Here is a 23,253-nt window from a genome sequence, read left to right on the forward strand (position 1 = left end):
GGGACCTCGGTCCCGGGGCGGCCGTGTGCGGCTCAGGCGCTGTCGCGGACCGCGACGATGCCGTTGAAGACACCGATGTACGCGGTGCCGTCGGGGCCGAGGGTGATCGGGGCCCAGTTGTTGTCGTACGCGAGGCCGGTGCCGGTGAAGCGGCTGAAGACCCGGTCGCCGGTGCGGAAGTCGACCGCGGTGAGGTACCAGGCGTCGATGCCCCAGGAGTGGGGGCGCTTCTCGTAGAAGTAGAGCAGTCCGTTGGCGGTGGAGAGCTTGGGCACGGTCGAGGGCGAGCGGACGTCGCTCTCCCAGACGGTGTCGCAGCCGCTGCCGTCGGCGCGGACGTCGATCCGGGTCGCGCCGCCGACGACGCTGCGGCCCAGGAGGAGCGTACTCGGGTTCTCGTAGCCGTAGTTGTTCTCGACGACGAGGCTGTTGCCCCAGCTGATCAGGGAGTTGTCGGTGGTGGACGCTCCCGGGCGGAAGACCGGCACCGTGCAGACGAGGCGCTCGGCGGCGGGGACGCCGGCGCCCCGGCGGTAGACGAGGACGTTCATCCGGTCGTCGGCGTTGTCGGTGATGGCGACGTACTCGTCGTGCGGGCCGAAGAGGTCCGGGGTGGTGCCCGAACCCTGGTTCACCGAGCCGGGCTTGGTGCCGGTCCCCCGGTCGTACGTCGCGCGCCAGCGCACGCGCGGGACGCCGTCCGCGTCGGCTTCGAAGCTGTACAGGGCGTGGTCGGTGACGAGGGAGACGCCGTCCTCGGCGACGGAGAAGGAGTTCTGGATCTCCTCGCCGTCGAGGCGGATCGCGCGCAGCACGCCCGTCGCCGGGTCGACGGTGCCGACGCGGCCGAGGCGGGTCACCCACCAGATGCGGCCGTCCCAGTCCGGCATGACGGAGGTGACGGGGTCGCAGACGCCGCTGGGGAGGAGATTGGTCCAGGTGACGCAGTCGTGCGGGACGAGGGAGGTGAGGTCCCAGTCGTTCTCGACGGCGAACTCCCAGGCACCGTCGGCCTTCTGACGATGTGCGATGCGCTGGATGTGCTGCCGGGAGTCGGCGAGGACGACGCGGTCCTGGTTGTCGAGGTAGAAGTAGGCGCCGCCGGAGGTGTCCTTGAAGATCTTCTCGAAGTCGAGGCGGGTGATGGCCTCGACGGTGGACGAGCGCTGCGGCAGCTTGTACTCGGCGAGGGTGTCCAGGGTGCGCGGGTCGAGCAGCTTCAGCAGGAAGCCGCTGAAGGTGCCGCAGACGGTGACGAGCCGGCCGCCGGAGTCGAAGGTCACGGTGGCGCACTCGCCGCCCACGGGGGCGATCTTCGCGCTGTGCACGCGCGGGTCGCGGCCGAGCGGGCCCGGGTAGGGGTGGGTGCCGCTGCCCGCGCCGTCGGCGTGCATGCCGCTGCGCCCGTTGGGGGCGAGGTACGGGTGCTGGGCGGTGCCCTTGCCCGGCACGGGCCGCGCGGTGGCGGGGGCGCCCTCGTAGTGCTCCACGAGGCGGTGGCCGAGGCCGAGGGGGATCTCCTGGGCCTGGGCGACGGGGGCGGACCCCACCATCACGGCGGCGCCGAGCGCGATCAGCGTGAGCGCGCGGGCTCGTCTTCGGGGCGGGTGCGTGGCCATGCGGCTCCTCGGGTTGCCGACAAACTGTCGCGCCGGCGGCCGACGCTAGGCCCGAGTGCATGAGATGTACATGCAACTGCCCCGTGTTTCACGGGCAGTTCATGATCGGGTAGTGATCACGGCTTGAGGCTGGAGACCACGTTGGCGGTGGCCGCGACCCCGTTGTGGATGGTCGGCGCCATGCTGGTGCCGGCGAGGAAGAAGCCCAGCAGGGCGCAGACGAGCGCATGGGTGACCTTGAGTCCACCGTTGCGCAGGAAGATCACGGCCAGTACCAGCAGCAGCACCACGACAGAAATGGAAACGGCCATCGCGTTCACGTCCCTCCGTCGCCGCACCGGAATTGCGGCGTTCGGCGGACAGTGTGGCGGAATGCGCGGTCCGTCCGGGGGAACGGCGGGGCGGCCATACGGGTGAGATTCGGCCGGTGTCAGTCGCGGAGGGCCTCGGCGATGCCCGGCCGGCGGACGGCGTCGAGCTCCGGATCCGCGAGCAGCGCCTCGATCAGGGCGGTGGTCCCGAACACCTCGGTCGCACTCAGGTCCACGTCGCTGAGGACGAGCCAACTCCCGTCGGCCGCCCACCAGGTGGCGGGGAACCGGAACTCGGGCGTGGTGTCGTGATGGGTGAGCGCGTCGCCGAGCCGGCCCCGCCGGGCGGCCAGCTCCTCACCCGGACGGTTCATCACGGGGGCCTGGGCGGCGCCGCACGGAGTGTCGTACCCCGAGGGTCCGCTTCTCGCCAGGTGCCCGACGAGCCGGGCGAGGGTGGTGCGGTCCAGCTCCGCCGGATCGGGCCCTTCCAGGTCGTCCGCGCCCGTCACGCCCTCGAAGACCAGGTACGACAGGGTGCCCGGCCAGTCGGCGAGCCGTCGGCCCTCCCGGGCCAGGACCTGGTCCCAGCGGAGCCGTACACCCTCGTCGTGCACGGGGTGGAGGATCCAGCAGGCGTCCGGGTACCCCGACTCCGGCTCGTAGCCGCAGGGGGCGGCGGTGAGGGCGGCGCGCAGGCCGTCCAGCGGGTCGTCCTCGGCGGCCGGTGTCCACGGGGACTCCACGGTCACGGTCCCTCCTCGGCGGGCAGGCAGTCCTTCCACTCCACCGTACGGTCGCACCACCGGCGCAGCAGGACCCGGTCGTGGCCGACGGCGAGGAGGCCCGCGCCGGTCTCCTCGCGGTAGGTCTCGACGGCGGCGACCAGGGCGGCCGTGGTGGAGGCGTCGAGCATCGCGGTCATCTCGTCGCAGACCAGCCAGCGGGGGCGCAGCGCCAGCGCCCGCCCCAGGCAGGCGCGTTGGAGCTGGCCGTCGCTGACCTCGTGCGGGCGGCGGCCGAGCAGGTCGGGGGTGAGGCCGACGGCCGGGGCGAGTTCGGCGAGGCGGGCGGCCGCCTCGGCCCGCCGGCCGGTGGCCCGGAGGGGTTCGACGAGGAGGTCAGCGAGGGTGAGGCGGGGGTCGGCGGCGGTCCGGGGCTGCTGGAACACGACGCCTACGGCGGTGCGCAATGCGCGCGGCGCGCGGTGGCGCCAGGCCGTGACCTCGGTGCCGTCGAGGACGAGACGGCCCGTGTCCGGGCGGTGGAGGAGCGCCGCGACCCGGGCGAGCGTGGACTTGCCGCAGCCGCTGGGGCCGAGGAGTCCGACGGACTCGCCGGGGGCGACGGTGAGCGACGCACCCCGGAAGACGGGGGCGCGGCGGTCGTATCCGGCGGTGACGGTGTCGAGTTCAAGCACGGGGGTGCTCCGGGTGGTGACAGGCCAGGTTGGCCGTGAACTCCGGTCGGGCGGAGCAGAGTTCGGTGGCCAGCGGACAGCGCGGGGCGAAGGCGCAGCCCTCCGGGAGGGCGGAGAGCTCCGGCGGCATGCCGGGGATCGGGGTGAACGCCCGGTCGGGCAGCGCGTCGAGCAGACCCCGGGCATAGGGATGGCGGGGGCCGGTGGGGCCGAAGAAGCGGTGGGCGGGGGCGATCTCGACGATGCGGCCCGCGTACATGACGGCGACACGGTCGGCGATGCGCGCGGCGGCGGCCAGGTCGTGGGTGATGAGGAGCAGGGCGCGGCCGTCGTCGGCGTGGCGGCGCAGTTCGTCGACGGTCCGGTCGACGAGGTCGCGGTCGAGGCCGGTGGTCGGCTCGTCGGCGAGCAGCAGCCGCGCGTCGCCGATGAGAGCGAGGGCCGTGGCGGCGCGCTGGGCGAGTCCGCCGGACAGCTCGTGCGGGTACCGGTCCAGGTGCCCGGCCGGGAACGCGGCCCGTTCCGCGGCGTCCTCGGCGGCCTTCCGGCGGCCCCGGCGGGTGGTGCCGGTGAGCGCCCGGACGGTCTCCTCCAGCTGGGACCGTACGGTGCGGACGGGGGTGAGGTGGGCGGCGGGGCTCTGCGGGACGAGTCCGACGCGGCGGCCCCGCACCGTGCGGGCGAGGGTCTTCTCGCCGGCCGCGAGCAGATCGGTCGCGGCGGCGCCCTCGGGGCCCGCGAGCAGGGCCGTGCCGGACGTCTCGGCGTTGCCGGGGAGCAGCCCGAGGAGGGCGGAGGCCAGCACGGACTTGCCGCAGCCGCTCTCACCGACGAGGGCGAGGCACTCCCCCGCGCCGAGGTCGAAGCCGGCGTCGCTGACGGCCTCGACGGTCCGCCCGCCCCGCAGCCGGAAGCGGACGCTCAGGTCGCGGACGCTGAGGACCGCGTCCTCCGCCCGACCGGCGGAGACGGCTTCGAGGGCGCGGAGCACGTTCTCTGCGGTCACAGCATGAGCTCCGATCGGCGGCGCGGGTTGAGGCGGTCGCGCCAGACGCCGGCGAGGCCGGCGATGGCGAGGGTCGGGACGATGAGCAGCAGCCCGGGGAAGAGGGTGGGCCAGCCGTGTCCGGCGAGGAGCGAGGAGCGGGCGTTCTGGACGAGGTTGCCGAGGCTCGCCTGGTGGCTCGGGAGCCCGAGGCCGAGGAAGGACAGCGCGGACTCGTGCCACATGGCGTGCGGGACCATCAGGACGGCCGCGAGCCCCGCCTGCGGCAGGACGGCGGGCAGCAGATGGCGGACGGCGACGCGCCATCGTGTGGCGCCGCCGGATATCGCGGCCTCGACGAAGGGCCGGGTGCGCAGGGAGAGGACCTCGGAGCGCACGATCCGGGCGGTGGAGAGCCAGTGGGTGACGGCCACGGAGGCGATCACCGGCCAGACACCGGGCCGGAAGAGGGCGACCACGAAGATGCCGAGCAGCAGGTGCGGCACGGAGGAGAAGGCGTCGACGAGCCGCATGAGGGTGCGGTCGATCCAGCCGCCGAGCGCTCCGGCGGCCGCGCCGACGGCGGTGCCGACGACGGTGGCCACGAGCGCGGCGACCAGGCCGACGAGCAGCGAGATCCGCAGGCCGTAGACGCAGCGCAGGAGCAGGTCGCGGCCGAGGTCGTCGGTGCCGAAGGGGTGGTCCCAGGACGGCGGGAGGAGCTTCCGCGAGAGGTCGACGGCCTGCTCGTCGAGCTGGACGAGCAGCGGCACGACCAGGACCGCGAGGAGGACGACGCCGACGACGAGGGCGGAGCTCCAGAGCCGCAGGCGGTGGGTGCGCGGGTCAGCCATCGAAGCCCACCCTCGGGTCGGCGAGTCCGTAGAGGAGGTCGGAGAGCAGGTTGCCGAGGAGGACGGCGGCCGTGGCCAGGACCGTGAGCGCGGCGAGCAGCGGGAAGTCCACGGAGGTGGCGGCCTGGACGGTGGCGGCGGCGATGCCGGGCCAGCTGAAGACGGTCTCCACGAGCAGGGCTCCGGTGATCAGCTCGGGCACGCGGGAGCCGATGAGGGTGAGCATGGGCAGCATTCCGGAGCGGAGGGCGTGGCCGGTGAGGACGGTGGACTCACGCAGGCCGCGGGCGCGGGCGCCGCGTACGGGGTCCTCGTCGAGGGCGTCGCCGACGCCCTGGCGGACGTACAGGAAGAACCAGGGCAGCTGCGAGACGCCGAGGACGAGTGCGGGCAGCACCAGGTGGCGGGCGACCTGGTCGGCGGTGACGGTGTCGCTCGCGGTGTCGGTCAGTCCGCCGGCGGGCAGCGCGCCGAGTTCCAGCGCGAAGAACCAGATGGCGAGGAGGCCGAGCCAGAAGGCCGGCGCGGCTTCCAGGGTGTACGCGACCGAGCTGACGGCCCGGTCGATCAGGCCGCCGCGGCGGCGCCCGGCGAGGACGCCGAGAAGGGTGCCGAGGGCGATGGCCACGAGGAACGCGGTGACGGCGAGGAGCACGGACCAGCCGAGGCGTTCGCCGATGACCTCGGCCACGGGCCTGCGCATGACGGCGGAGTCGCCGAGGTCGCCGGTCAGGGCGGAGGTGAGCCACTCCCACCAGCGGGTGACGAGGGGTCGGTCGACGCCGAGGTTGGCGCGGAGCTGGTCGAGGTTCTCCTGCGAGGCGGTGAGTCCGGCGGTGCCGGCGTAGGCCTTGACGGGGTCGAACGGGGAGGCTTCGGCGACGGCGAACACCGCGAAGGTGACGGCGAGGAGGACGGGGACGGCGGCCAGGGCGCGCCGTCCCGTCATCCGTGCCATGGGCCCCCAGGGGAGGCTGCGCTTCACTTCTTCGTCGCTCCGGCGGCCTTCGGCTTCCAGGTCTCGACGTTCCACCAGGGACCGGAGGCGAGACCGTGGTCGTGCGGCTCGGTCTGGGTGCTCGGCCCGTCCCAGTCGTCGTTGACGACGTAGAGGTGGTCGATGTGGGTGAGGAAGGTGTAGCCGGGGTTCTTCACCAGTTCGCGCTGGACGGTGTCGTACGCGGCGCGGCGCTTGGTGAGGTCGTTCGTGCGGCGGCCCTCGTCGAGGGCGCGGTCGACGGTCTGGTTGTCGTACCAGGCCATGTTGTTGAAGCCGTCGCCTGCGAGGCTCGACTTCAGGAGCAGGTACTGGTCGAAGTCGGGGTCGCCGGGCGCGCCGCCGCCGGCGAGGACGGCGTCGGTCTTCATCCGCGGCTCGATGACCTCCCAGGTGCCGGCCTGGGCCTTGATGTCGATGCCGGCCTTCTTGGCGTCGGACACGTACGCGAGGGCGTGGTCCTGGCGGAGCTTGTCGCCGGAGAGGTACCAGAGCGGGAAGGAGGCGCGGACGCCGTTCTTGACGCGGATGCCGTCGGGGCCGGGCTTCCAGCCCGCGTCGTCGAGGATCTTCTGCGCGCCGGGGAGGTCGTGGCGGCGCTCGGTGCCCTTCGCGAACCAGGGGCTGTCGGTGGGGACGGGCCCGTAGGCGGGCTTTCCGGCCCCTTCGAGGATCTTGTCGACCATGGCCCGGCGGTCGACCGCGATGTCGAGGGCGCGGCGGACGTCGCTGTCGCCGGTGACCTTGTCGTGGGTGGGCAGGGTGACCGTGCGGTAGTCGTAGGTCTTCGCCTGCCAGGTCTTCCTCGCCTTGTCGCCCTTGAACCCGGCGGCGAGGTTCGGCGGCAGGACGGCGCCGTCGAGGTCGCCGGCGCGGAGGCGGGTGGCGCGGACGTCGTCGTCCTTGATGATCGCCATGGTGAACTTCTTCACCGCGGGCGCGCCGTTCCAGTAGGTCGGGTTGGCCTTGAAGCTGAGCTTCTCGCCCTTGGACCAGCCGGTGAGGACGTACGGGCCGGTACCGATCGGCTTGGTGGTGAAGGCGCCGGTGTTGACGTCCTGCTTCGCCGCCGCGTGCTCGGGGGCGATGGCGTGGACGGTGCGCTCGGCGAAGGGCGCGTAGGGGTACTTAAGGTGGAAGACGACGGTGTCGTCGCCGACCGCCTCGACGCTCTTGAGGGCGTCGAGCTCGGTGCGCGAGGCGTTGTTCGTCTTCGGGTCGAGGATCGTCCGGTAGGTGAAGACGACGTCCTTGGCCGTGAACGGGGCGCCGTCGCTGAAGGTGACCCCGTCGCGGAGGGTGTACGTGTAGGTGAGCCCGCCGTCGGCGATGTCCGGCAGCTCGGCGGCGAGCGCCGGCTTCAGCTTCATGTCGGCGTCGAAGGCGAGGAGCCCGTCGAAGATCTTGGAGTTGCCGTCCTTGCCGTAGCCGAGGAGGGGGCTGAGGGTCTCGGGCTCGTAGGCGATGCCGACGACCGCGGAATCCCTGGGTCCGCCGGAGGCCCCGGCAGTGGAGCCGGGGTTCGTGCAGGCCGCCGCGGTGAGGGCGGTGGCCCCCGCGAGCGTCGCGGCGGCCGTGCCGCGGAGGAATCGGGCGGTCATCGTGTCCACACCCCTTTTGGAGATCAACTGTTATTGCGAACAGCATGCAATTAAACAGTATGTAAAGGGGTGTGGACGCGGCGGCCCCTTACCGGGGGCGTCGGGCCGGCCGGGAGGCCGACGCCGTGCAGGCTAGGACGGCGGCGCCAGGCCGACCAGGGCGGCGATCGCGTCCTGGTGCCGGCCCGTGGAACCGAGCGCGATCTGGTCCGACTTGGCCCGCTTGAGCGCGAGGTGCGCCGGGTGCTCCCAGGTCATCCCGATGCCGCCGTGCAGCTGTACGCACTCCTCGGCCGCCCGGACGGCGGCCTTGGAGCAGTACGCCTGCGCCACCGCCACGAGCAGCGGGGCGTCCGCGCTGCCGGTGGCGAGGGCGTCGGCGGCGGCGCGGGCCGCCGCCCGCGCCCCGACCAGGTCCAGCCAGAGCTGGGCCATCCGGTGCTTGAGAGCCTGGAAGGAGCCGACCGGCCGGTTGAACTGGTGGCGCTCGCGGGTGTGGCGGACGGTCTCCTCCAGGCACCACTCGGCGAGGCCGAGCTGCTCCGACGCGAGGAGCCCGGCTCCGGCGAGCAGTCCGCGCCGGACCGCCGCCCGGGCCGCGTCGGGGCCCGCGAGCCGGGCGCCGCTCCCGGCGCCGGTGGTGACCGTGGCCAGCGGACGCGTCAGGTCGAGCGGGGTCTGCGGCTCGACGGTCGCCTCGTCGGCGGGCACGGCGTACAGACCGTCGGCCCGCAGGACGAGGAACACGTCGGCGGCGCCGGCGTCGGCCACCGCCGCGACCGGCCCGCCGAGCGGGAGCTCGGCGTCCGGCGCCGTCGACAGCGGTACGGCGAGGGCCGCGACCGTACGGCCGCCCGCCAGCTCCGCGAGGAGTCCGGCCGCCGCGTCGCTCTCCCCCGCCAGGGCGAGCAGGGTCTCGGTGGCCACCACCGCACTCGTGAGGTACGGCAGCGGGGTCACCGCGCGGCCCAGCTCCTCCAGGACGACGGCCGCCTCGCGGTGGCTCGCGCCCTGGCCGCCGAGCTTCTCCGGGACGAGGAGTCCGGCGACGCCGATGTCGCCCGCGAGGGACTTCCACAGGCCGGGGACGTAGGGGCTGTCCGTCTCGATCCGCCCGAGGAGGGTCTGGTGGCCGGCCCGGTCGGCGAGCAGGGCGCGGACGGCGGCCCGCAGGTCGTCCTCCGTCTCGGAGTAGAGGAGGTCGAGCGGCTGTTCCGTCAGGTCTGACGATTCCGTCATCGGGCGAGGTCCTTCCAGGCGACGTCCTTGTCGTTGCGGGGCTCGGGCGGCAGGCCCAAGACCCGCTCGGCGACGATGTTGAGCAGCACCTCGCTGGTGCCGCCCTCGATCGAGTTGCCCTTGGACCGCAGATAGCGGTAGCCGGCGTCGCGGCCGGTGAAGTCCACGAGGTCGGGGCGGCGCATCTCCCACTCCCCGTACAACAGACCCTCGTCGCCGAGCAGTTCGACCTCCAGGCCGCTGATGGCCTGGTTGAGGCGGGCGAACGCGAGCTTCATGGCGCTGCCCTCGGGGCCGGGGCGGCCCGCGACGAGCTGCTGGCGGAGCCGCTCCCCGGCGAGCCGGGCGACCTCGGCGTCGACCCAGTGGTCGAGGAGGCGCCGGTGCAGTTCGTGGGTGCGCAGTGCGGGGCGCTCGCGCCAGGTCGTCGCGACCTTGCCGATCATGCCGCCCTCGCGGGGGATACGGGCTCCGCCGATGGAGACCCGCTCGTTCATGAGGGTGGTCTGGGCGACCCGCCAGCCGTCGCCGACCTCGCCGAGGCGGTGGGCGTCGGGGATGCGGACACCGGTGAGGAAGACCTCGTTGAACTCGGCCTCACCGGTGATCTGGCGCAGCGGCCGGACCTCGACGCCGGGGTCGGTCATGTCGCAGACGAAGTAGGTGATGCCCCGGTGCTTGGGGGCGTCCGGGTCGGTGCGGGCGATGAGGATGGCCCAGCGGGCCGTGTGGGCGCTGGAGGTCCACACCTTCTGCCCGTCCACCACCCAGTCCTCGCCGTCGCGGACGGCCCGGGTGGCGAGCGCGGCGAGGTCGGATCCGGCCCCGGGCTCGCTGAACAGCTGGCACCAGACCTCCTCGCCGACCCACAGCGGGCGGAGGAAGCGCTCCTTGACCTCGTCGGTGCCGTGGGCGAGGACGGTGGGGGCCGCCATGCCGAGACCGATGCCGATCTTGCGCGGGTCGTTGTCGGGGGCTCCGGCGGCGGCGAGCTCGGCGTCGACGACGGCCTGGAGCGCGCGGGGCGCGTCGAGTCCGCCCAGTCCGACGGGGTAGTGCACCCAGGCGAGGCCGGCGTCGAAGCGGGCGCGCAGGAAGTCGGTGCGGTCGGTGGTGGCGGGCGGATGCTCGTCCAGCAGCTTCCTGGTGCGTACGAGGAGTTCCTCGGCGTCGGTCATGCGCGGGCTCCTTCCGGGAGGACGACCAGGCGGCCGGTGGTGGTGCCGTCGGCGACGCGCTGGACGGCGTCCGCCGCGCCCGCGAAGGGGACGCGTTCGCCGATGAGGGGCTTGACGAGGCCCTTGGCCGCGTAGGCCGTGAGGGTCTCGTGGCAGCGGCCGATCGAGGCCGGGTCCTTCGCCGCGTAGAGGCCCCAGTGGAGGCCGAGGACCGAGTAGTTCTTCACCAGGGCGTGGTTGAGGGCGGGCGCCGGCACCGTGCCGCTCGCGAAGCCGACGATCACGATCCGGCCCTCGAAGGCGACGCACTTCGCGGACTGCTGGTAGGCCTCGCCGCCGACGGGGTCGTAGATCACATCGGCGCCGCGGCCGCCGGTCGCGGCCTTGACGGCGGCGACGACGTCCTCGGAGCGCCGGTCGATCACCACGTCGCAGCCCAGCGCGCGGGCGACGGCGGCCTTCTCCGGTCCGCCGACGACCCCGATGACGGTGGCGCCCGCGGCCTTGCCGAGCTGGACGGCGGCGCTGCCGACGCCGCCGGCCGCCGCGTGGACCAGGAGGGTCTCGCCCTCCTGGAGGGCGGCGCGGCGGTGCAGGCCGAACCAGCCGGTCTGGTAGCCGATGTGGAGCGCGGCGGCCTCGGCGTCGTCGAGCGACTCGGGGGCGGGGAGCAGCCCGGCGGCGTCGGCGAGGACGTGGTCGGCGAAGCCGCCGTGCGGGAGGGCGGCGGTGGTGATGACCCTGCGGCCGTCCTCGGTCTCGGCGCAGACCTCCACGCCGGGGGTGAAGGGCAGCGGGGGGCGGATCTGGTAGTGGCCGCGGCAGAGCAGCGCGTCGGGGAAGTTGACGTTCGCGGCGCGGACCTTGAGGAGGACCTGGCCGTCGCCGGGTGTCGGCGGTGCCACCTCCTCGCGGCGCATCACCGCGCGCGGTTCCCCGTTCTCGTACACACGCCATGCCTGCATCCGAAAGCCTCCTCCGTACCGAGCGGTCGGTTGCATACTAAGCGGTCGCTTGATTCGAGGGGAACCGGTCAGCCGGACTTCTTCGGGCGGGCGCGGACGTGCATCCGCTCCCCCTGCGGCCCGTACAGGCTCAGGAACTCCACCGGGCCGTCGGGCGTCGGGCCGAACCAGTGCGGGACGCGGGTGTCGAACTCGGCCGCCTCGCCGGGACCGAGGACGACATCGTGCTCCCCGAGGACGAGGCGGAGCCTCCCGGAGAGCACGTACAGCCACTCGTAGCCCTCGTGGACGCGCGGCTCCGGCTCCTCCTGCTGCGGCTTCTCCTGGATGACCTTGTACGCCTGGAGGCCGCCGGGCTGCCGAGTCAGCGGGTACATCGTGCGGCCGTGCCGCACGATCGGCCTGGCCCTGATCCGGGGGTCGCCCGTCGCCGGGGCGCCGACCAGTTCGTCCAGCGCGACCTGATGGGCGCGGGCGAGCGGGAGGAGCAGTTCCAGGCTCGGCCTGCGCTGCCCGGACTCCAGCCGGGAGAGCGTGCTCACGGAGATGCCGGTGTCCGCGGAGAGCTCGGCCAGGGTCACCCCGCGGTCGCGGCGGACCCGGCGGAGGCGGGGGCCGACCTCGTTGAGCACGGCGTCGATGCGATCGTCTTCGGTCATACGTCCAGTTTTGCAGAATCGGCAAGCTCACTTGCTCATCTTGTGGGCCCGGGTGACGCTCGGGGCATGAACGCACACCAGGAGAACAACACGTACGAGGCAGTGGTGGTCGGCGGGGGCGCGGCGGGGCTCAGCGCCGCCCTGCTCCTGGGCCGGTCGCGGCGCCGGACCCTGGTCGTCGACGCCGGCGAGCCGCGGAACGCGCCCACCGCGCACATGCAGGGCGTCCTGTCCCGGGACGGCATGAGCCCGGCCGACTACCTGGCGGCCGGGCGGGCCGAGATCGCCAGGTACGGGGTCGAGCTGCGGACCGGTGAGGTGACGGGCGCGGCAGCGGACGGGGACGGCGGGTTCGTCCTCACCCTGGCGGACGGGGAGACGGTCGGCGCACGGCGGCTCGTCGTCACCACGGGGCTCGTCGACGAGCTCCCGGTGATCGACGGACTGGCCGAGCGGTGGGGACGGGACGTGCTGCACTGCCCTTACTGCCACGGCTGGGAGGTCCGCGACGAGGCCTTCGGGGTGATCGCGCATCCGACGATGCCCGCGCACCAGGCGCTGATGGTGGCGCACTGGTCGAAGGACGTGACCCTCTTCCTGCACACCTCGGCCGAGCCGTCGGAGCACGAGGCGGCGCTCCTGGACGCGGCGGGCGTCCGGATCGAGCGGGGTGAGGTGGTGGGGTTCGCGGTGGAGGACGACCGGCTGACCGGGGTGCGGCTGGCCGACGGCAGGACCGTGGCCCGCTCGGTGGTCTTCGCGGCGGCCACCCGCCTGGCGGCCCGTGACGGGGTGCTGCGGCAGCTGGGCGCGGAGCTGCGCGAGACGCCGTTCGGGGAGTTCGTGGTCGTCGACGAGGTGGGGCGGACGAGCGTGCCGGGTGTGTGGGCGGCCGGGAACGTGACGGGTCCGCAGGAACAGGTGGTCAACGCGGTGAGCCGGGGCTACCGGGCCGCGGCCGCGCTCAACGGCGAGCTGGTCTTCGCCGACCTGGAGGAGAGGGCGGCCGGTCGGCCGGTCGGATGAACCGCGGCGGTTGAGGCTGCGCCGCAGAGGCAGAGGGGCGAGGATCGGTCACGGTGGCCGGAAACGGCACACGGGCGACGGTTCGCGGCACTCGACACGGCAGGCCGACCGCACGGCAGGCCACCGCACGGCACGGCACCGCACGGCACACGGACGACGGTTCACGGAAGGACGGGACACCTCCCATGCTCGGTACGCAGTTCACCAAGGGCTCTCCCTGCTGGATCGACCTCGGCAGCCCGGACACGGAGGCGGCTGCCGTCTTCTACACCGCCGTCTTCGGCTGGGAGTTCCGTTCGGCCGGTCCCGAGGCCGGCGGATACGGCTTCTTCCAGCAGGACGGCAGGACGGTCGCCGCGCTCGGACCGCTCACCGAGGAGGGCGCGTCCAGCGCCTGGACCGTGTACTTCCAGACCCCGGACGCGGACGCCACGGCGAAGGACGCCGAGTCGGCGGGCGGAGCCGTACGCCTCGCGCCGCTCGACGTCATGGAGGCGGGCCGGATGGCCGCCCTCACCGACCCGGGCGGCGCGCAGTTCGCGATCTGGCAGCCCGGCACGACCAAGGGCCTCGACCGCACGTCCTCGACGAACACCCTCGTCTGGGTGGAGCTGCACACGCCGGACCCGGAGGCCACCCTGGGCTTCTACCGGACGCTCTTCGGCTGGCGGGCCGCGGAGATGGACGCGCCCGGCATGAAGTACCGGGTCGTCTCGACCGCCGACGGCGACCAGCAGGACGCCTCCTTCGGCGGCGCGGCCGAACTCCAGGACACGAACGAGGGCCCCCGCTGGATCGTGTACTTCGCCGTCGAGGACGCGGACGCGGTCGTCACGGCGGCCCAGGGCAACGGCGGTTCGGTCCTGATGCCCGCGGCCGACATCCCCGACGTGGGCCGCATCGCCTGGCTCGCCGATCCCTCCGGCGCGGCCTTCGCGGTCCTGAAGCCGACGCCGATGGGCTGACCCGCCAGCACCGCTCCCCCACCGGCGAAAGTCGATTGCCCGGTCGGTACCCGGTGGGTAGCGTCGTCGTCCGTGATCCCGACGCTGCGCACCGAGCGCCTCCTCCTCGAACCCTACGTTCCCGGGGACGAGGAGGCCTTCATGGCCCTCTTCCAGGATCCGCGGGTGTCGGCGTGGATGGGAGACGGCCCGGCGTCCGAGGAGGACGACCGGGCCCTGTTCGGGCGGATCTTCACGAAGGTCTACGCGCAGGAGCTGTTCGCCGTCTGGGCCGTGCGCCGGGACGGGGCGCTGGTCGGGCACGCCGAGATCAAGCCGTCCGAGGACGTCGGCGGGCACGAGATCGTGTACGCGCTGGCGCCGGCGGCCTGGGGGTCGGGGCTCGGTACGGAGGTGGCCGAGGCCCTCGTGGGCTACGGCTTCGGCACGCTCGGCCTGACCGAGGTGCACGCCACCGTGGCCGAGCCCAACACCGCGTCGCTGAAGCTGCTCGGCAGGATCGGGTTCGAGCACGTCCGGGACCTCACCGAGGACGACGGCAGCACCACCCGCGTGCTGACCCGTCGTCCCTGATCCCCGGGCCCGGCTACCGAGCCCGGTCCGTCAGCGCCCGAAGAGTTCGAAGGCCACCGCCGGGCGGCCGCCGAAGCGGGCGGACGCCTGGCTCGTCGCCGTGGTGAGGAAGGACCGGACGTACCGCTCCGGGTCCTCGTCCGTCAGGACCTCGATGTAGGCGCGGTGGCAGAGCAGCGAGCGGATCGCCCGGTCCAGGCCCGGGGCCGCGTCCACCGCGTGGGTCGGGGTGCTGGACGCCGCGACCGCCACCCAGCGCACCCCGTTCCATGGCTCCAGTCCCTGGTCGGTGAGCTCGGGGAAGATCCAGCGGTTGCCCGCGTCCCCCGCCGCGTCGAGCGCGGCCCGGCCGACGGCCACGTGGTCGGGCGTGTTCCAGGGGGCGCCGGGGCTCCCGCCCCAGGTGTCGCGGTGGTTGAGCGTGATGACGAGCTCCGGCCGGTGCCTGCGGATCGCCGCCGCGATGTCGCGGCGCAGCCCGAGACCGTACTCGATCACGCCGTCGCGGTGGTCGAGGAACTCCACCGTGTCCACTCCGACGACCGCGGCGCTCTCCCGCTGCTCCCGCTCGCGCAGCGGACCGCAGGCGTCCGGGGCGATCGTGTCGATACCGGCCTCACCGCGGGTCGCGAGGACGTAGGCCACCTCCTTCCCGGCGTCCGTCCAGGCGGCGACGGCCGCCGCGCAGCCGTACTCCAGGTCGTCGGGGTGGGCGACGACGGCGAGGGCGCGCTGCCAGTCGCCGGGCATCTCCGCGAGGTCCGTGACATCGGTTCCGGTCATGGCCGCAGGATACGGGCGGCCTCCGACACGGTCGGGCGGAACGCTCCGGAAAGGATCACCGAACGCGAGACGTTCCTGGGCCGGTCGGGGTTGAGTCCCCGGCGCACCGCGAGCGCGACCGCGAGTCGCTGGGCGCGGACCAGCGCGGCGACCGGGTCGATCGCGTCGGCCGCGAACAGGGCGCCGGTGGACTCGACTTCGTCCTTGAGCCCCGAGGGGGCGGGGCCGAGGCACCACACGAGGCTGGACCGGTCGCTGATGCTGATCGGGCCGTGGCGGTACTCCATCGCCGCGTACGACTCCGTCCAGACGCGGGCCACCTCGCGCAGTTTGAGGGCGGCCTCGTCGGCGAGTCCGACGGTCCAGCCGGTGCCGAGGAACGTGAACTGGCCGCGCCGCTCCCACGCGGCGGGCAGCCGCTCGTAGAGGACGAGTTCGGCGTCGGCGACCGCGGGCCCCAGGTCCACACCGAGCCCCGCGCGCAGGAGTTGGAGTGCCGTGGTCGCGAACCGGGTCTGGACGACCGAGCGTTCGTCGGCGAACCCGAGGTCGATGACCCGGTCGGCGAGCCGGCCCGCGGGGCTGCCGGGCACTCCGGTGAGGACGAGGGTCGGGATGCGTCCCGCCGCGCCCGCGAGGAGCTGGACGACCTCCGTGGTGGTGCCGGAGCGGGTGAGGGCCACGACGCGGTCGTAACCTCGCCCGAGCGGTGTGGAGTCGGAGGCGGGGAACGCGTCGGTCTCGCCCGCGCCGAGGGACTCGCGCAGCGCCGCGTAGGCGCGGGCGATGAAGTACGAGGTGCCGCAGCCGACCACCGCCACCCGCTCGCCGCGGGCCGGCAGCAGACCGGCGTCGTGGTCGGCGATCTCGGCGGCGCGGCGCCAGCAGTCGGGCTGGCCGGCGATCTCCTCGCTGACGTGGGTGCTCATGTCCGGGTCCTCTCCTCGGCAGGCCCCCGCACGGGGCCCGGACGGAGTTCTACCGGCATCCGTCCGGTGCACTCCATGAGCAGGGGCGTTCCACCCCTTGGACTTTTGCGCGCCGACGGCCGCACGCCGTCCTGCCCCAGGCGGTCAGATCTCGTCGCGGGAGAGCGCGAGCAGCCGGTCCAGGACGCGCGGTCCCCCGGCCCGTACCCCGTCGTGCTCGAACTCGTCCGTCACCCAGGTGCGCAGACCGCGGATCGTGCGCGCGGTGTCGAGGGAGTGGCCGGTGTCCACGTACATGTCGTCGTGGTAGACGGCCGCGGCGACCGGGACCCGGTTGGCGGCGAGGCGCTCGGGGTCGTACAGCGGGGTCCAGTCGGTGCGGGCGGCGAGGAGCTCCGCGGTCTCGCGGAGCGGGCGCAGGGCGGGGTCGGTGGCGAAGTGCCAGGGGTGGACGGTCTCGCCGGTGAAGAGCGGCGGCCGTCCCTCGGCGAGCGCGGCGCGGGCGTCGAAGTCGGGGTACTCGGCGCGGACACGCTCGGCCGCCCAGTCGGTGGGGCTCTTCCCCTGGGCGTAGATGGCCTCGTGGAGCACGGCGTACAGCGGGTGTCCGGCGTACGACAGGTGGGCCTGGACCTGCTCCAGGAAGGCGTCGGCGAGCGCGGGCCCGCCGGGGGTGGGGACGAACGCGCCCTCCAGGAGCAGATGGAGCTGGTGGGTGCCCTCGCCGGAGCCGAGCAGGATGCCGAGGGACTGGAAGGCCTCGGGGGTGAGCAGGCCGCCGCCGGGCAGGGTGACCTCGTGGTCGAGGAGGTGGGCCAGGACGGCGCGGGCCCGTTCGGCGTCCTGCGGGTAGCGGGCGTAGTGGGCCTCGTTCTTGCGCCGGATACGGGGGTAGGCGGCGCGGTAGACCTCGTCGGCGGTGGCGTACAGGGAGGGCAGACCGCCGGTGATCAGGACCCGCTCCAGGCCCTGGGGCGCGGTCGAGAGGTAGTGGGTGGCGCAGAAGCCGCCGAAGCTCTGCCCGAGGACGGTCCAGGGAGCGCCGCCGGTGAGCCGGCGGCGGATGAGCTCGCAGTCCTCGACGATCGAGTCGGCGCGGAAGTGGGCGAGGTAGTCGGCCTGCTCGGCGGGGGTGCCGCGGAGCGGCAGGGTCTGGCGGTTGGCGGGGGTCGAGCGGCCGGTGCCCCGCTGATCGAGGAGGAGGACGCGGAACTCCTGGACGGCCCGGCCGAGCCAGGCCTGCGGACCGATGAACCGGCGGGCTCCGAAGCCGGGGCCGCCCTCCAGGTAGACCAGCCAGGGCAGCCGCTCGCGGCCCGGGCCGGCGCTGCCGCTCGCGACGACCTCACGGCCGAAGACCTCGATCCGCTCGCCGTCGGGGCGGGCGTGGTCGAGGGGGACGGGGAAGCGGTGGTCGGTGAGGACGAGTCCCGGCTGCCGGTAGGTGGTCACGGTGTTCCTGCTCCTGTTCGGTACGCCCCCGCCAGGACAGTGGATCACATGGCGGGGGCGTACCGGAGGAGGGGCGTCAGGAGGTCGGGAAGTCGTCCGCCGTCCTGATGCGGTCCCGGATCCAGACGCCGGCGGGCTTCAGCGAGCCGGTGCCCGCCCAGGGGCCGCCGGAGTCGCAGGTGCCGGTCTTGAAGACGGCGCCGCTGCGCTCGTCGTCGGAGAAGTTCCAGTTGACCCAGCTGATCTTCTTGGCGGCCATCAGGTCGAGGAACCGCTGCGACATCGCGAAGTCGTTGCTGCCCTCGCCCGCGTAGTTCTGGGTGCCGAACTCGGTGACGAAGACGGGGAGCTTGTCGGCGGCGCGGGAGAGGGTGTTCAGGTACTCGTCGCGGTGCGAGAACGCGTAGAAGTGGAAGGTGTACATGATGTTGGTCGCGTTCACCGGGTTGGACACGACCTCGGACTCGTTCGCGCCGTCGGAGACTCCGAACGAGGACCACGCGCGCGTGCCGACGAGGATCGGGGTCTCGGCGTCCTTGGCGCGGATGACCGGGATGAGCTGCTCCGCATAGCTCTTGACGCGGGACCAGGCGACGCCGTTGGGCTCGTTGGCGATCTCGTACAGCAGGTTGGTCTTGGAGCCGTGGCGCTGGGCGATCTCGGTGAAGAAGGTCTTGGCGCGGGCGAGGTTGTAGTGCGGGTCGCCCGGGTCGAGCATGTGCCAGTCGACGATGACGTACATGCCGCGCGCGGTGGCCTGCTCGATGAGGGAGTGGGCGAGGTCGGTGTACTTGCGCGGGTCGGTCTCGTAGCCCTCCTCCTGGACGTACGTGGAGACGCGCAGGACGTCGGCGTTCCAGTCCTTGGCGAGGGCGTCGAGCGAGCCGCCGGTCAGACACTGGCTGTACCACTGGGTGCCGTGGCTGGACATGCCGCGCAGTTGGATCGGCTTGTCGTGGGTGTTGCAGAGCTTGGTGCCGCAGACCTTGAGCTGGCCGTTGACCGCGGCGGGGGTGGTGCCGGTGGGCGGCTGGGTGGTGGTGCCGTCGACCTTGACGTGGTCGACGTTGGGGCCGCCGTTGGCGGTGGTGGCGGTGGCGCGGATGGTGTTGGCGCCGGCCTTGAGGGTGGTGGTGACGGTGGTGGTCGCCCAGGTGGTCCAGGCGCCGGTGCCCGCGAAGGACTTGCCGGAGGCGGCGACGGCGCCGTTGACGGCGATGTCCATGGGGCGGTTGGTGGTGGTGCCGTTGGCGTAGCGCAGGGTGAGGGTCGCGGGGCCCGCCTGGTCGGCGTTGACGTTCCACTGGACGTAACTGCCGGTGGCGTTGTCGTAGTTGACGAATCCATTGCCGGTGAACCCGGCGTGGTTGGACTCGACGGCGCCCTGGGAGACGGTGGCCGCCTCCGCCTCGTAGGTGACGGGGGCCGCGGTCGCGGTGGGCGGGGTGACGGCGAGGCCGAGGAGCAGCGCGCCGAGGGCGGTGCCGGCGACGCCGAGGCGTCGGACGCCGGGCCGCCGGCCGATTCGGGTGCGGAGTCGTGCGGATCGTGCCGAAGTCATGGGGGTCTCCACGGAACGACGAACGAGGCCTTGGGGAAGGCCGAGGGATGCTGACACGGACGCCAGTGGACTGGAAGGAAACTTTCCTAACGGATGAATAGCAGGAGCCCGCTCCGCCTCGCAAGGGTCATGACAAGAGACGCAGTTCAGCGGGCTGACGGCGGCCGGCCTCCGAACTCAGCGCGGGACGAGCCCCTTCGTCACGAGGTAGTTCCGCGCCACGTCCTCCGGGAGGCGCCGCCAGCTGTCCACCTGTTCGTTGAGCCGCGCCAGATCGGCCGTGGTCAGGACCGTGTTGAGACGGGACAGCGCACGGGTGACGCGTTCGCCGCCGGCGCGGGCGCGGTTGACGACGGGCACGACGTGGTCGGCGTTCTGCAGGCGCTTGTCGTCGGCGAGCAGGACGAGCCCGAACTCGTCGAGGGTGGCATCGGTGGTCGTGGTGAGCACCAGCTGGTCCTGGCCGTTCTGGACGGCCTGTTTGGCCGGGGTGGTGCCGACGCCCTTGGGGTCGACGGCGGTGATGTCGATGCCGTAGACCTCGCGCAGACCGGGGGCGCAGTACGGCCGCCGGACGCATTCGTCACCGGCCGCGAGCCGGATCGGGAGGCCGGTGGCGCCGAGGTCGCTGAGGGTCTTCAGCCGGTGCTCGGAGGCGAACCCGGCGGTGACTGCGAAGGCGTTCTGGTCCACGGCCCGGCCCGCGTCGAGGACGGTGAGCCCGCGGGGGGTGGCCAGCCCGCGCAGGGCCTTCATCGTGGCGTCCAGGTCGGGCGAGCCGACGGTCGGCGCGTCGGCCCCGTTGACCTTGGCGTTCAGCCAGTCGGCGAAGGTCGCCGCGTACTCCGCCACGACGTCGATCTGGCCGCGCTCCAGGGCCGGTTCGTACAGCTCGCGGTTGGTGACGGAGAGGATCTTCGTACCGTACCCGGCGTCCTCCAGGAGCAGGGCGTACATCTGGGCCAGCAGGTCGCTCTCGGTGAACCCGGCCGAGCCGACGGTCAGCCGGCGGCTGTCACCCGGTGGTGCCGTGACCTCGCCCTGGGCCTCAAGGGAGGGTCCCGTCGCGCAGCCGCCGAGCAGCGCGCAGGCCGCCAGGAGGAGACCGGGCACGACGGCGATCCGGGGCCGGCGGGGCGGGGCGGTCACGGGCCGCTCCCCCGTGCGCCGGCGGGGCGGTCCGGTCACGGGCCGCTCCTCCGGACGCCGGCGGGGGCCAGGCGCTGGACGCCCTCGAAGACCCCTTCCACGAGCAGCGCGAGGACGGCGACGAGGCACGCCCCGGCGACGACCTGCGGGGTGGAGGCGAGGTTGAACCCGGCCGTGATGATCCGGCCGAGCCCGCCGCCGCCGGCGAGCGCGGCGACGGTGGCGGTGGCGACGAGCTGGACGGCGGCGATCCGCACGCCGGTCAGGATCAGCGGCAGCGCGAGCGGCACCTCGACCAGGGTCAGGGTCTGGCGTCCCGTCATGCCCATGCCGCGGGCGGCCCGTACGACGTCGGCGTCGACACCGCGCATTCCCACGTACGCGTTGGTCAGCAGCGGGGGCACGGCGAACAGGACGAGCGCGATGATCGTCGGCCACTGGCCGTACGAGCCGATCGGGCTGAGGAGGAGCAGGACGAGGACGGCGAAGGTGGGAACCGCCCTGCCGACGTTGGACAGGTTCACGGCGAGCGCGCCGCCCTTGCCGAGGTGTCCGAGGACGAGGGCGACGGGCAGGGCGATCGCACAGCTGATGGCGAGGCAGACGACGGTGAGGAAGAGGTGCTCGGCGAGCCGGTGCCCGATGCCGTTCTCGCCGGACCAGTGCGCGGAGGTGGTGAGCCAGGACCAGGCGTCGGCGAGGGTGGTCATGCGGCCTGCCCGCGGGTCCAGGGGGTGAGCAGCCGTTGCGCGCCGAGGAGGAGCAGGTCGGCGGCGACCGCGATCACGACGCAGAGCACGGAGGCGGTGAGCACCTGGGCCTTGAAGAAGGTGTTCATGCCCGCGTAGATGAGGTTGCCGAGTCCGCCGTGGCCGACGATCGCGCCGATCGTGACGAGGGAGACGGCCGAGACGGTGGCGATCCGGAGGCCGGCCATGGCGGCGGGCACGGCGAGCGGCAGTTCGACGGCGAGCAGCAGCCGGATCGGACCGTATCCGAGGCCGCGGGCGGCCTGGCGGGTCTCCTCGGGAACGGCGCGGAGCCCGGCCAGGATGTTCCGGACGAGGAGCGTGAGGGAGTACAGGACGAGGCCGGCCACGACCAGGGCGGCGGACAGCCCGTACACGGGCAGGAGCAGTGAGAACATCGCGAGCGCCGGAATCGTGTACAGGAGTGTGGTGACCCCGAGGACCGGCCCGGCCGCCCAGCGCCACCGGCGGGCGGCGATCGCCAGGGGGAGGGCGAGCACCAGGCCGAGGGCGACGGAGACGGCCGTCAGCTGGAGGTGCTGGACGACGGCGTCGGTGAGGATCTCGCTCCGGGTGGAGAGATAGGCGCCGCAGATCCACTCGTTGCGGGCGAGGCAGTCGTCGGGCGGCGCGATCACCCTCCCATTCGAGGCGGTACGGCGCCGCCGCGCACGCGGGCCGGTCCGTTCGGGGGCGGGGACGGTGCCGGACGGCTGCGCCGGGGCGCCGGTGCCCCCGGTGTCAGCGGTTCTCCTGGAGCACCGACAGGACGTTCCCCGCCGGGTCCGTGAACCACGCGATGGCCGGTCCGCCGTCGGCCCGCACGACGCCCTTCGCGTCGGCGTCGAATCCCTCGTAGCGCTCCAGGGTCACTCCGCGCCCGGTCAGATCGTCCACGGCCCGGTCGATGTCGTCGACCGCGAAGTTGAGGATCGTGAAGGAGGCGGGGGTGTGGTCGTCCTTGGGATAGACGAAGACCCGGGCCCCGCCCGCCAGGGTGAGGAAGAGCATCCGCATGTCGTCCTGCCCCTCCTCGCCCACCTCGAGGCCGAGGGTCTCGCCGTAGAAGCGCCGGGCGGCGTCCAGGTCGTCGACCGAGAAACCGCTGAATGCCGGGGTGTCGCCGAACATGGCGTGCTCCTTTCCGGGGCCCCTTCCGGGCACCCCTTCCAGGATCCGCCGAGTGTCCGCCGCCCGCCGCTCAGGCTGACTCGCGGGGCCGGAGCCGGGGCACGGGGCCCGGCGTCAGGGGCGGGCGCCCGGCGCCCGGGGCCGGGGCGCGGCGCCCGGGGGCAGGGGCCCGGGGCCGCTCAGGGCGCGATCGGCAGCCGGCGCTTGTGCTCGGTGAGCTCGTAGCGGCGCACGATCGTGGCGAAGACGTCGTCGGTGACCGGCTTGCCCTCCAGGAAGTCGTCGATGTCGTCGTACGTGACACCGAGGGCGTCCTCGTCGGGCTTGCCCGGGTCCAGCGTCTCCAGGTCGGCCGTGGGGGTCTTCCAGACCAGCTCGGACGGGGCGCCGAGCTCGGCCGCGACCGCGCGGACGCGCCGCTTGGTCAGTCCGGTGAGCGGGACGACGTCGGCGGCGCCGTCGCCGAACTTGGTGAAGAAGCCGGAGACCGCCTCGGCGGCGTGGTCGGTGCCGACGACGAGCCCGTCGTTGGCTCCGGCGACCGCGTACTGGGCGATCATCCGCTGACGGGCCTTGATGTTGCCCTGCACGAAGTCCTGGTGGTGGGCGTCGCGGAAGGTCACGCCACCGGCGAGGGCGGCCTCCAGGGCCGCGTCGCTCGCGGCCCTGACGTCCACGGTGAGGACCTCGTCGGCGCGGATGAAGCCGAGCGCGGTCTGCGCGTCCTTCTCGTCGGCCTGCACGCCGTACGGCAGGCGCATCGCGTAGAAGGCGGCCTGGTGTCCGGCGGCGCGGGCCCGCTCCACGGCGAGCTGGCAGAGGCGTCCTGCGGTGGTGGAGTCGACGCCGCCGCTGATGCCGAGGACGAGGGAGCGCAGACCGGTGGAGGTGAGGCGCTCGGTCAGGAAGGCCACGCGGCGCTCGATCTCGGCCCGCGGGTCGAAGGTCTCGGCCACCTGGAGGTCCCGGGCGATCTGCTGCTGGAGGGCGGTGGACGCCGGGTCGGTCACGGAAGTCTCCTCGTCGGGTACGGGGGCTGCGGGAGTCGACTTTACGCACCGGGGCGACGGCGCGTCGCCCTGCCCCGGCCTCGCCGCCTCGGTCACG

At 73.3% G+C, this 23,253-nt stretch carries 24 protein-coding genes; 3 read left to right on the forward strand and 21 right to left on the reverse strand.

The window, feature by feature from the left end; genetic code table 11:
* Positions 1-32: 32 nt before the first annotated feature.
* The 12 genes from ACIP84_RS03950 to ACIP84_RS04005 form a co-directional block, all read right to left on the reverse strand.
* Positions 33-1,619, reverse strand: a complete 1,587-nt coding sequence (locus tag ACIP84_RS03950) for a hypothetical protein (protein WP_401794158.1) — start codon at positions 1,617-1,619, stop codon at positions 33-35.
* Positions 1,620-1,735: 116 nt separating this feature from the next.
* Positions 1,736-1,930: a hypothetical protein gene (locus tag ACIP84_RS03955; protein ID WP_015038168.1), complete on the reverse strand. Its 195-nt coding sequence runs from the start codon at positions 1,928-1,930 to the stop codon at positions 1,736-1,738.
* A gap of 119 nt (positions 1,931-2,049) precedes the next feature.
* Positions 2,050-2,682 carry a hypothetical protein gene (locus tag ACIP84_RS03960; RefSeq protein ID WP_401794161.1) on the reverse strand — a complete coding sequence of 211 codons (633 nt, stop codon included), beginning with the start codon at positions 2,680-2,682 and terminating at the stop codon, positions 2,050-2,052.
* A complete protein-coding gene (locus ACIP84_RS03965) occupies positions 2,679-3,350 on the reverse strand; it encodes an ABC transporter ATP-binding protein (protein ID WP_401794164.1) in 672 nt (223 codons plus the stop codon). The genes ACIP84_RS03960 and ACIP84_RS03965 overlap by 4 nt, the downstream gene beginning before the upstream one ends.
* The gene (locus ACIP84_RS03970) at positions 3,343-4,356 is read right to left on the reverse strand and encodes an ABC transporter ATP-binding protein (protein ID WP_401794167.1); all 1,014 of its coding nucleotides are present in this window, start codon (positions 4,354-4,356) and stop codon (positions 3,343-3,345) included. The genes ACIP84_RS03965 and ACIP84_RS03970 overlap by 8 nt, the downstream gene beginning before the upstream one ends.
* Positions 4,353-5,189: an ABC transporter permease gene (locus tag ACIP84_RS03975; protein ID WP_401794169.1), complete on the reverse strand. Its 837-nt coding sequence runs from the start codon at positions 5,187-5,189 to the stop codon at positions 4,353-4,355. Before ACIP84_RS03975 ends, ACIP84_RS03970 begins: the two co-directional genes overlap by 4 nt.
* Positions 5,182-6,174: an ABC transporter permease gene (locus ACIP84_RS03980; RefSeq protein ID WP_355964270.1), complete on the reverse strand. Its 993-nt coding sequence runs from the start codon at positions 6,172-6,174 to the stop codon at positions 5,182-5,184. Before ACIP84_RS03980 ends, ACIP84_RS03975 begins: the two co-directional genes overlap by 8 nt.
* Positions 6,171-7,787 (reverse strand): ABC transporter substrate-binding protein, encoded by a 1,617-nt coding sequence (locus ACIP84_RS03985; RefSeq protein ID WP_401794172.1) that lies wholly within the window; start codon positions 7,785-7,787, stop codon positions 6,171-6,173. Before ACIP84_RS03985 ends, ACIP84_RS03980 begins: the two co-directional genes overlap by 4 nt.
* A gap of 132 nt (positions 7,788-7,919) precedes the next feature.
* Complete coding sequence (locus ACIP84_RS03990) at positions 7,920-9,026, reverse strand: acyl-CoA dehydrogenase family protein (RefSeq protein WP_401794175.1); 1,107 nt, start codon at positions 9,024-9,026, stop codon at positions 7,920-7,922.
* Positions 9,023-10,204 carry an acyl-CoA dehydrogenase family protein gene (locus tag ACIP84_RS03995; RefSeq protein ID WP_355964267.1) on the reverse strand — a complete coding sequence of 394 codons (1,182 nt, stop codon included), beginning with the start codon at positions 10,202-10,204 and terminating at the stop codon, positions 9,023-9,025. Before ACIP84_RS03995 ends, ACIP84_RS03990 begins: the two co-directional genes overlap by 4 nt.
* Entirely contained in the window at positions 10,201-11,169 is a 969-nt protein-coding gene (locus ACIP84_RS04000; RefSeq protein WP_401794178.1) for an NADPH:quinone oxidoreductase family protein, read from the reverse strand. Before ACIP84_RS04000 ends, ACIP84_RS03995 begins: the two co-directional genes overlap by 4 nt.
* Before the next feature lie 68 nt (positions 11,170-11,237).
* Positions 11,238-11,828: an XRE family transcriptional regulator gene (locus ACIP84_RS04005; RefSeq protein WP_355964265.1), complete on the reverse strand. Its 591-nt coding sequence runs from the start codon at positions 11,826-11,828 to the stop codon at positions 11,238-11,240.
* Positions 11,829-11,894: 66 nt separating this feature from the next.
* Here ACIP84_RS04005 and ACIP84_RS04010 point away from each other — a divergent pair, with 66 nt between their 5' ends.
* From ACIP84_RS04010 to ACIP84_RS04020, 3 genes are all read left to right on the forward strand, one after another.
* On the forward strand, positions 11,895-12,854 hold the full coding sequence (locus ACIP84_RS04010) for an NAD(P)/FAD-dependent oxidoreductase (RefSeq protein ID WP_401794181.1): 960 nt from the start codon (positions 11,895-11,897) through the stop codon (positions 12,852-12,854).
* 185 nt (positions 12,855-13,039) lie between these two features.
* Entirely contained in the window at positions 13,040-13,819 is a 780-nt protein-coding gene (locus tag ACIP84_RS04015; RefSeq protein ID WP_401794184.1) for a VOC family protein, read from the forward strand.
* A 72-nt stretch (positions 13,820-13,891) separates the two neighbouring features.
* On the forward strand, positions 13,892-14,392 hold the full coding sequence (locus ACIP84_RS04020; RefSeq protein WP_401794187.1) for a GNAT family N-acetyltransferase: 501 nt from the start codon (positions 13,892-13,894) through the stop codon (positions 14,390-14,392).
* 30 nt (positions 14,393-14,422) lie between these two features.
* Here ACIP84_RS04020 and ACIP84_RS04025 read toward each other — a convergent pair whose 3' ends face one another.
* The 9 genes from ACIP84_RS04025 to nadE form a co-directional block, all read right to left on the reverse strand.
* Complete coding sequence (locus ACIP84_RS04025) at positions 14,423-15,175, reverse strand: PIG-L deacetylase family protein (protein ID WP_401794190.1); 753 nt, start codon at positions 15,173-15,175, stop codon at positions 14,423-14,425.
* Positions 15,172-16,104, reverse strand: coding sequence for an SIS domain-containing protein (locus ACIP84_RS04030; protein WP_401794193.1), 933 nt, complete (start codon positions 16,102-16,104; stop codon positions 15,172-15,174). Before ACIP84_RS04030 ends, ACIP84_RS04025 begins: the two co-directional genes overlap by 4 nt.
* A gap of 144 nt (positions 16,105-16,248) precedes the next feature.
* Positions 16,249-17,556: an alpha/beta fold hydrolase gene (locus tag ACIP84_RS04035; protein ID WP_401794196.1), complete on the reverse strand. Its 1,308-nt coding sequence runs from the start codon at positions 17,554-17,556 to the stop codon at positions 16,249-16,251.
* 76 nt (positions 17,557-17,632) lie between these two features.
* Positions 17,633-19,117 (reverse strand): cellulase family glycosylhydrolase, encoded by a 1,485-nt coding sequence (locus ACIP84_RS04040; protein WP_401794199.1) that lies wholly within the window; start codon positions 19,115-19,117, stop codon positions 17,633-17,635.
* A gap of 177 nt (positions 19,118-19,294) precedes the next feature.
* Positions 19,295-20,266 carry an ABC transporter substrate-binding protein gene (locus tag ACIP84_RS04045; protein ID WP_401795656.1) on the reverse strand — a complete coding sequence of 324 codons (972 nt, stop codon included), beginning with the start codon at positions 20,264-20,266 and terminating at the stop codon, positions 19,295-19,297.
* Positions 20,267-20,301: 35 nt separating this feature from the next.
* Complete coding sequence (locus ACIP84_RS04050; protein ID WP_401794202.1) at positions 20,302-20,976, reverse strand: ABC transporter permease; 675 nt, start codon at positions 20,974-20,976, stop codon at positions 20,302-20,304.
* Complete coding sequence (locus ACIP84_RS04055) at positions 20,973-21,653, reverse strand: ABC transporter permease (RefSeq protein WP_355964256.1); 681 nt, start codon at positions 21,651-21,653, stop codon at positions 20,973-20,975. The genes ACIP84_RS04050 and ACIP84_RS04055 overlap by 4 nt, the downstream gene beginning before the upstream one ends.
* 103 nt (positions 21,654-21,756) lie before the next feature.
* A complete protein-coding gene (locus ACIP84_RS04060; protein ID WP_401794205.1) occupies positions 21,757-22,146 on the reverse strand; it encodes a VOC family protein in 390 nt (129 codons plus the stop codon).
* A gap of 179 nt (positions 22,147-22,325) precedes the next feature.
* The gene (gene nadE, locus ACIP84_RS04065; protein WP_401794208.1) at positions 22,326-23,156 is read right to left on the reverse strand and encodes an ammonia-dependent NAD(+) synthetase; all 831 of its coding nucleotides are present in this window, start codon (positions 23,154-23,156) and stop codon (positions 22,326-22,328) included.
* Positions 23,157-23,253: the final 97 nt, after the last annotated feature.

The sequence above is a fragment of the Streptomyces sp. NPDC088707 genome (assembly GCF_044752725.1).
Taxonomy (GTDB): Bacteria; Actinomycetota; Actinomycetes; order Streptomycetales; family Streptomycetaceae; genus Streptomyces.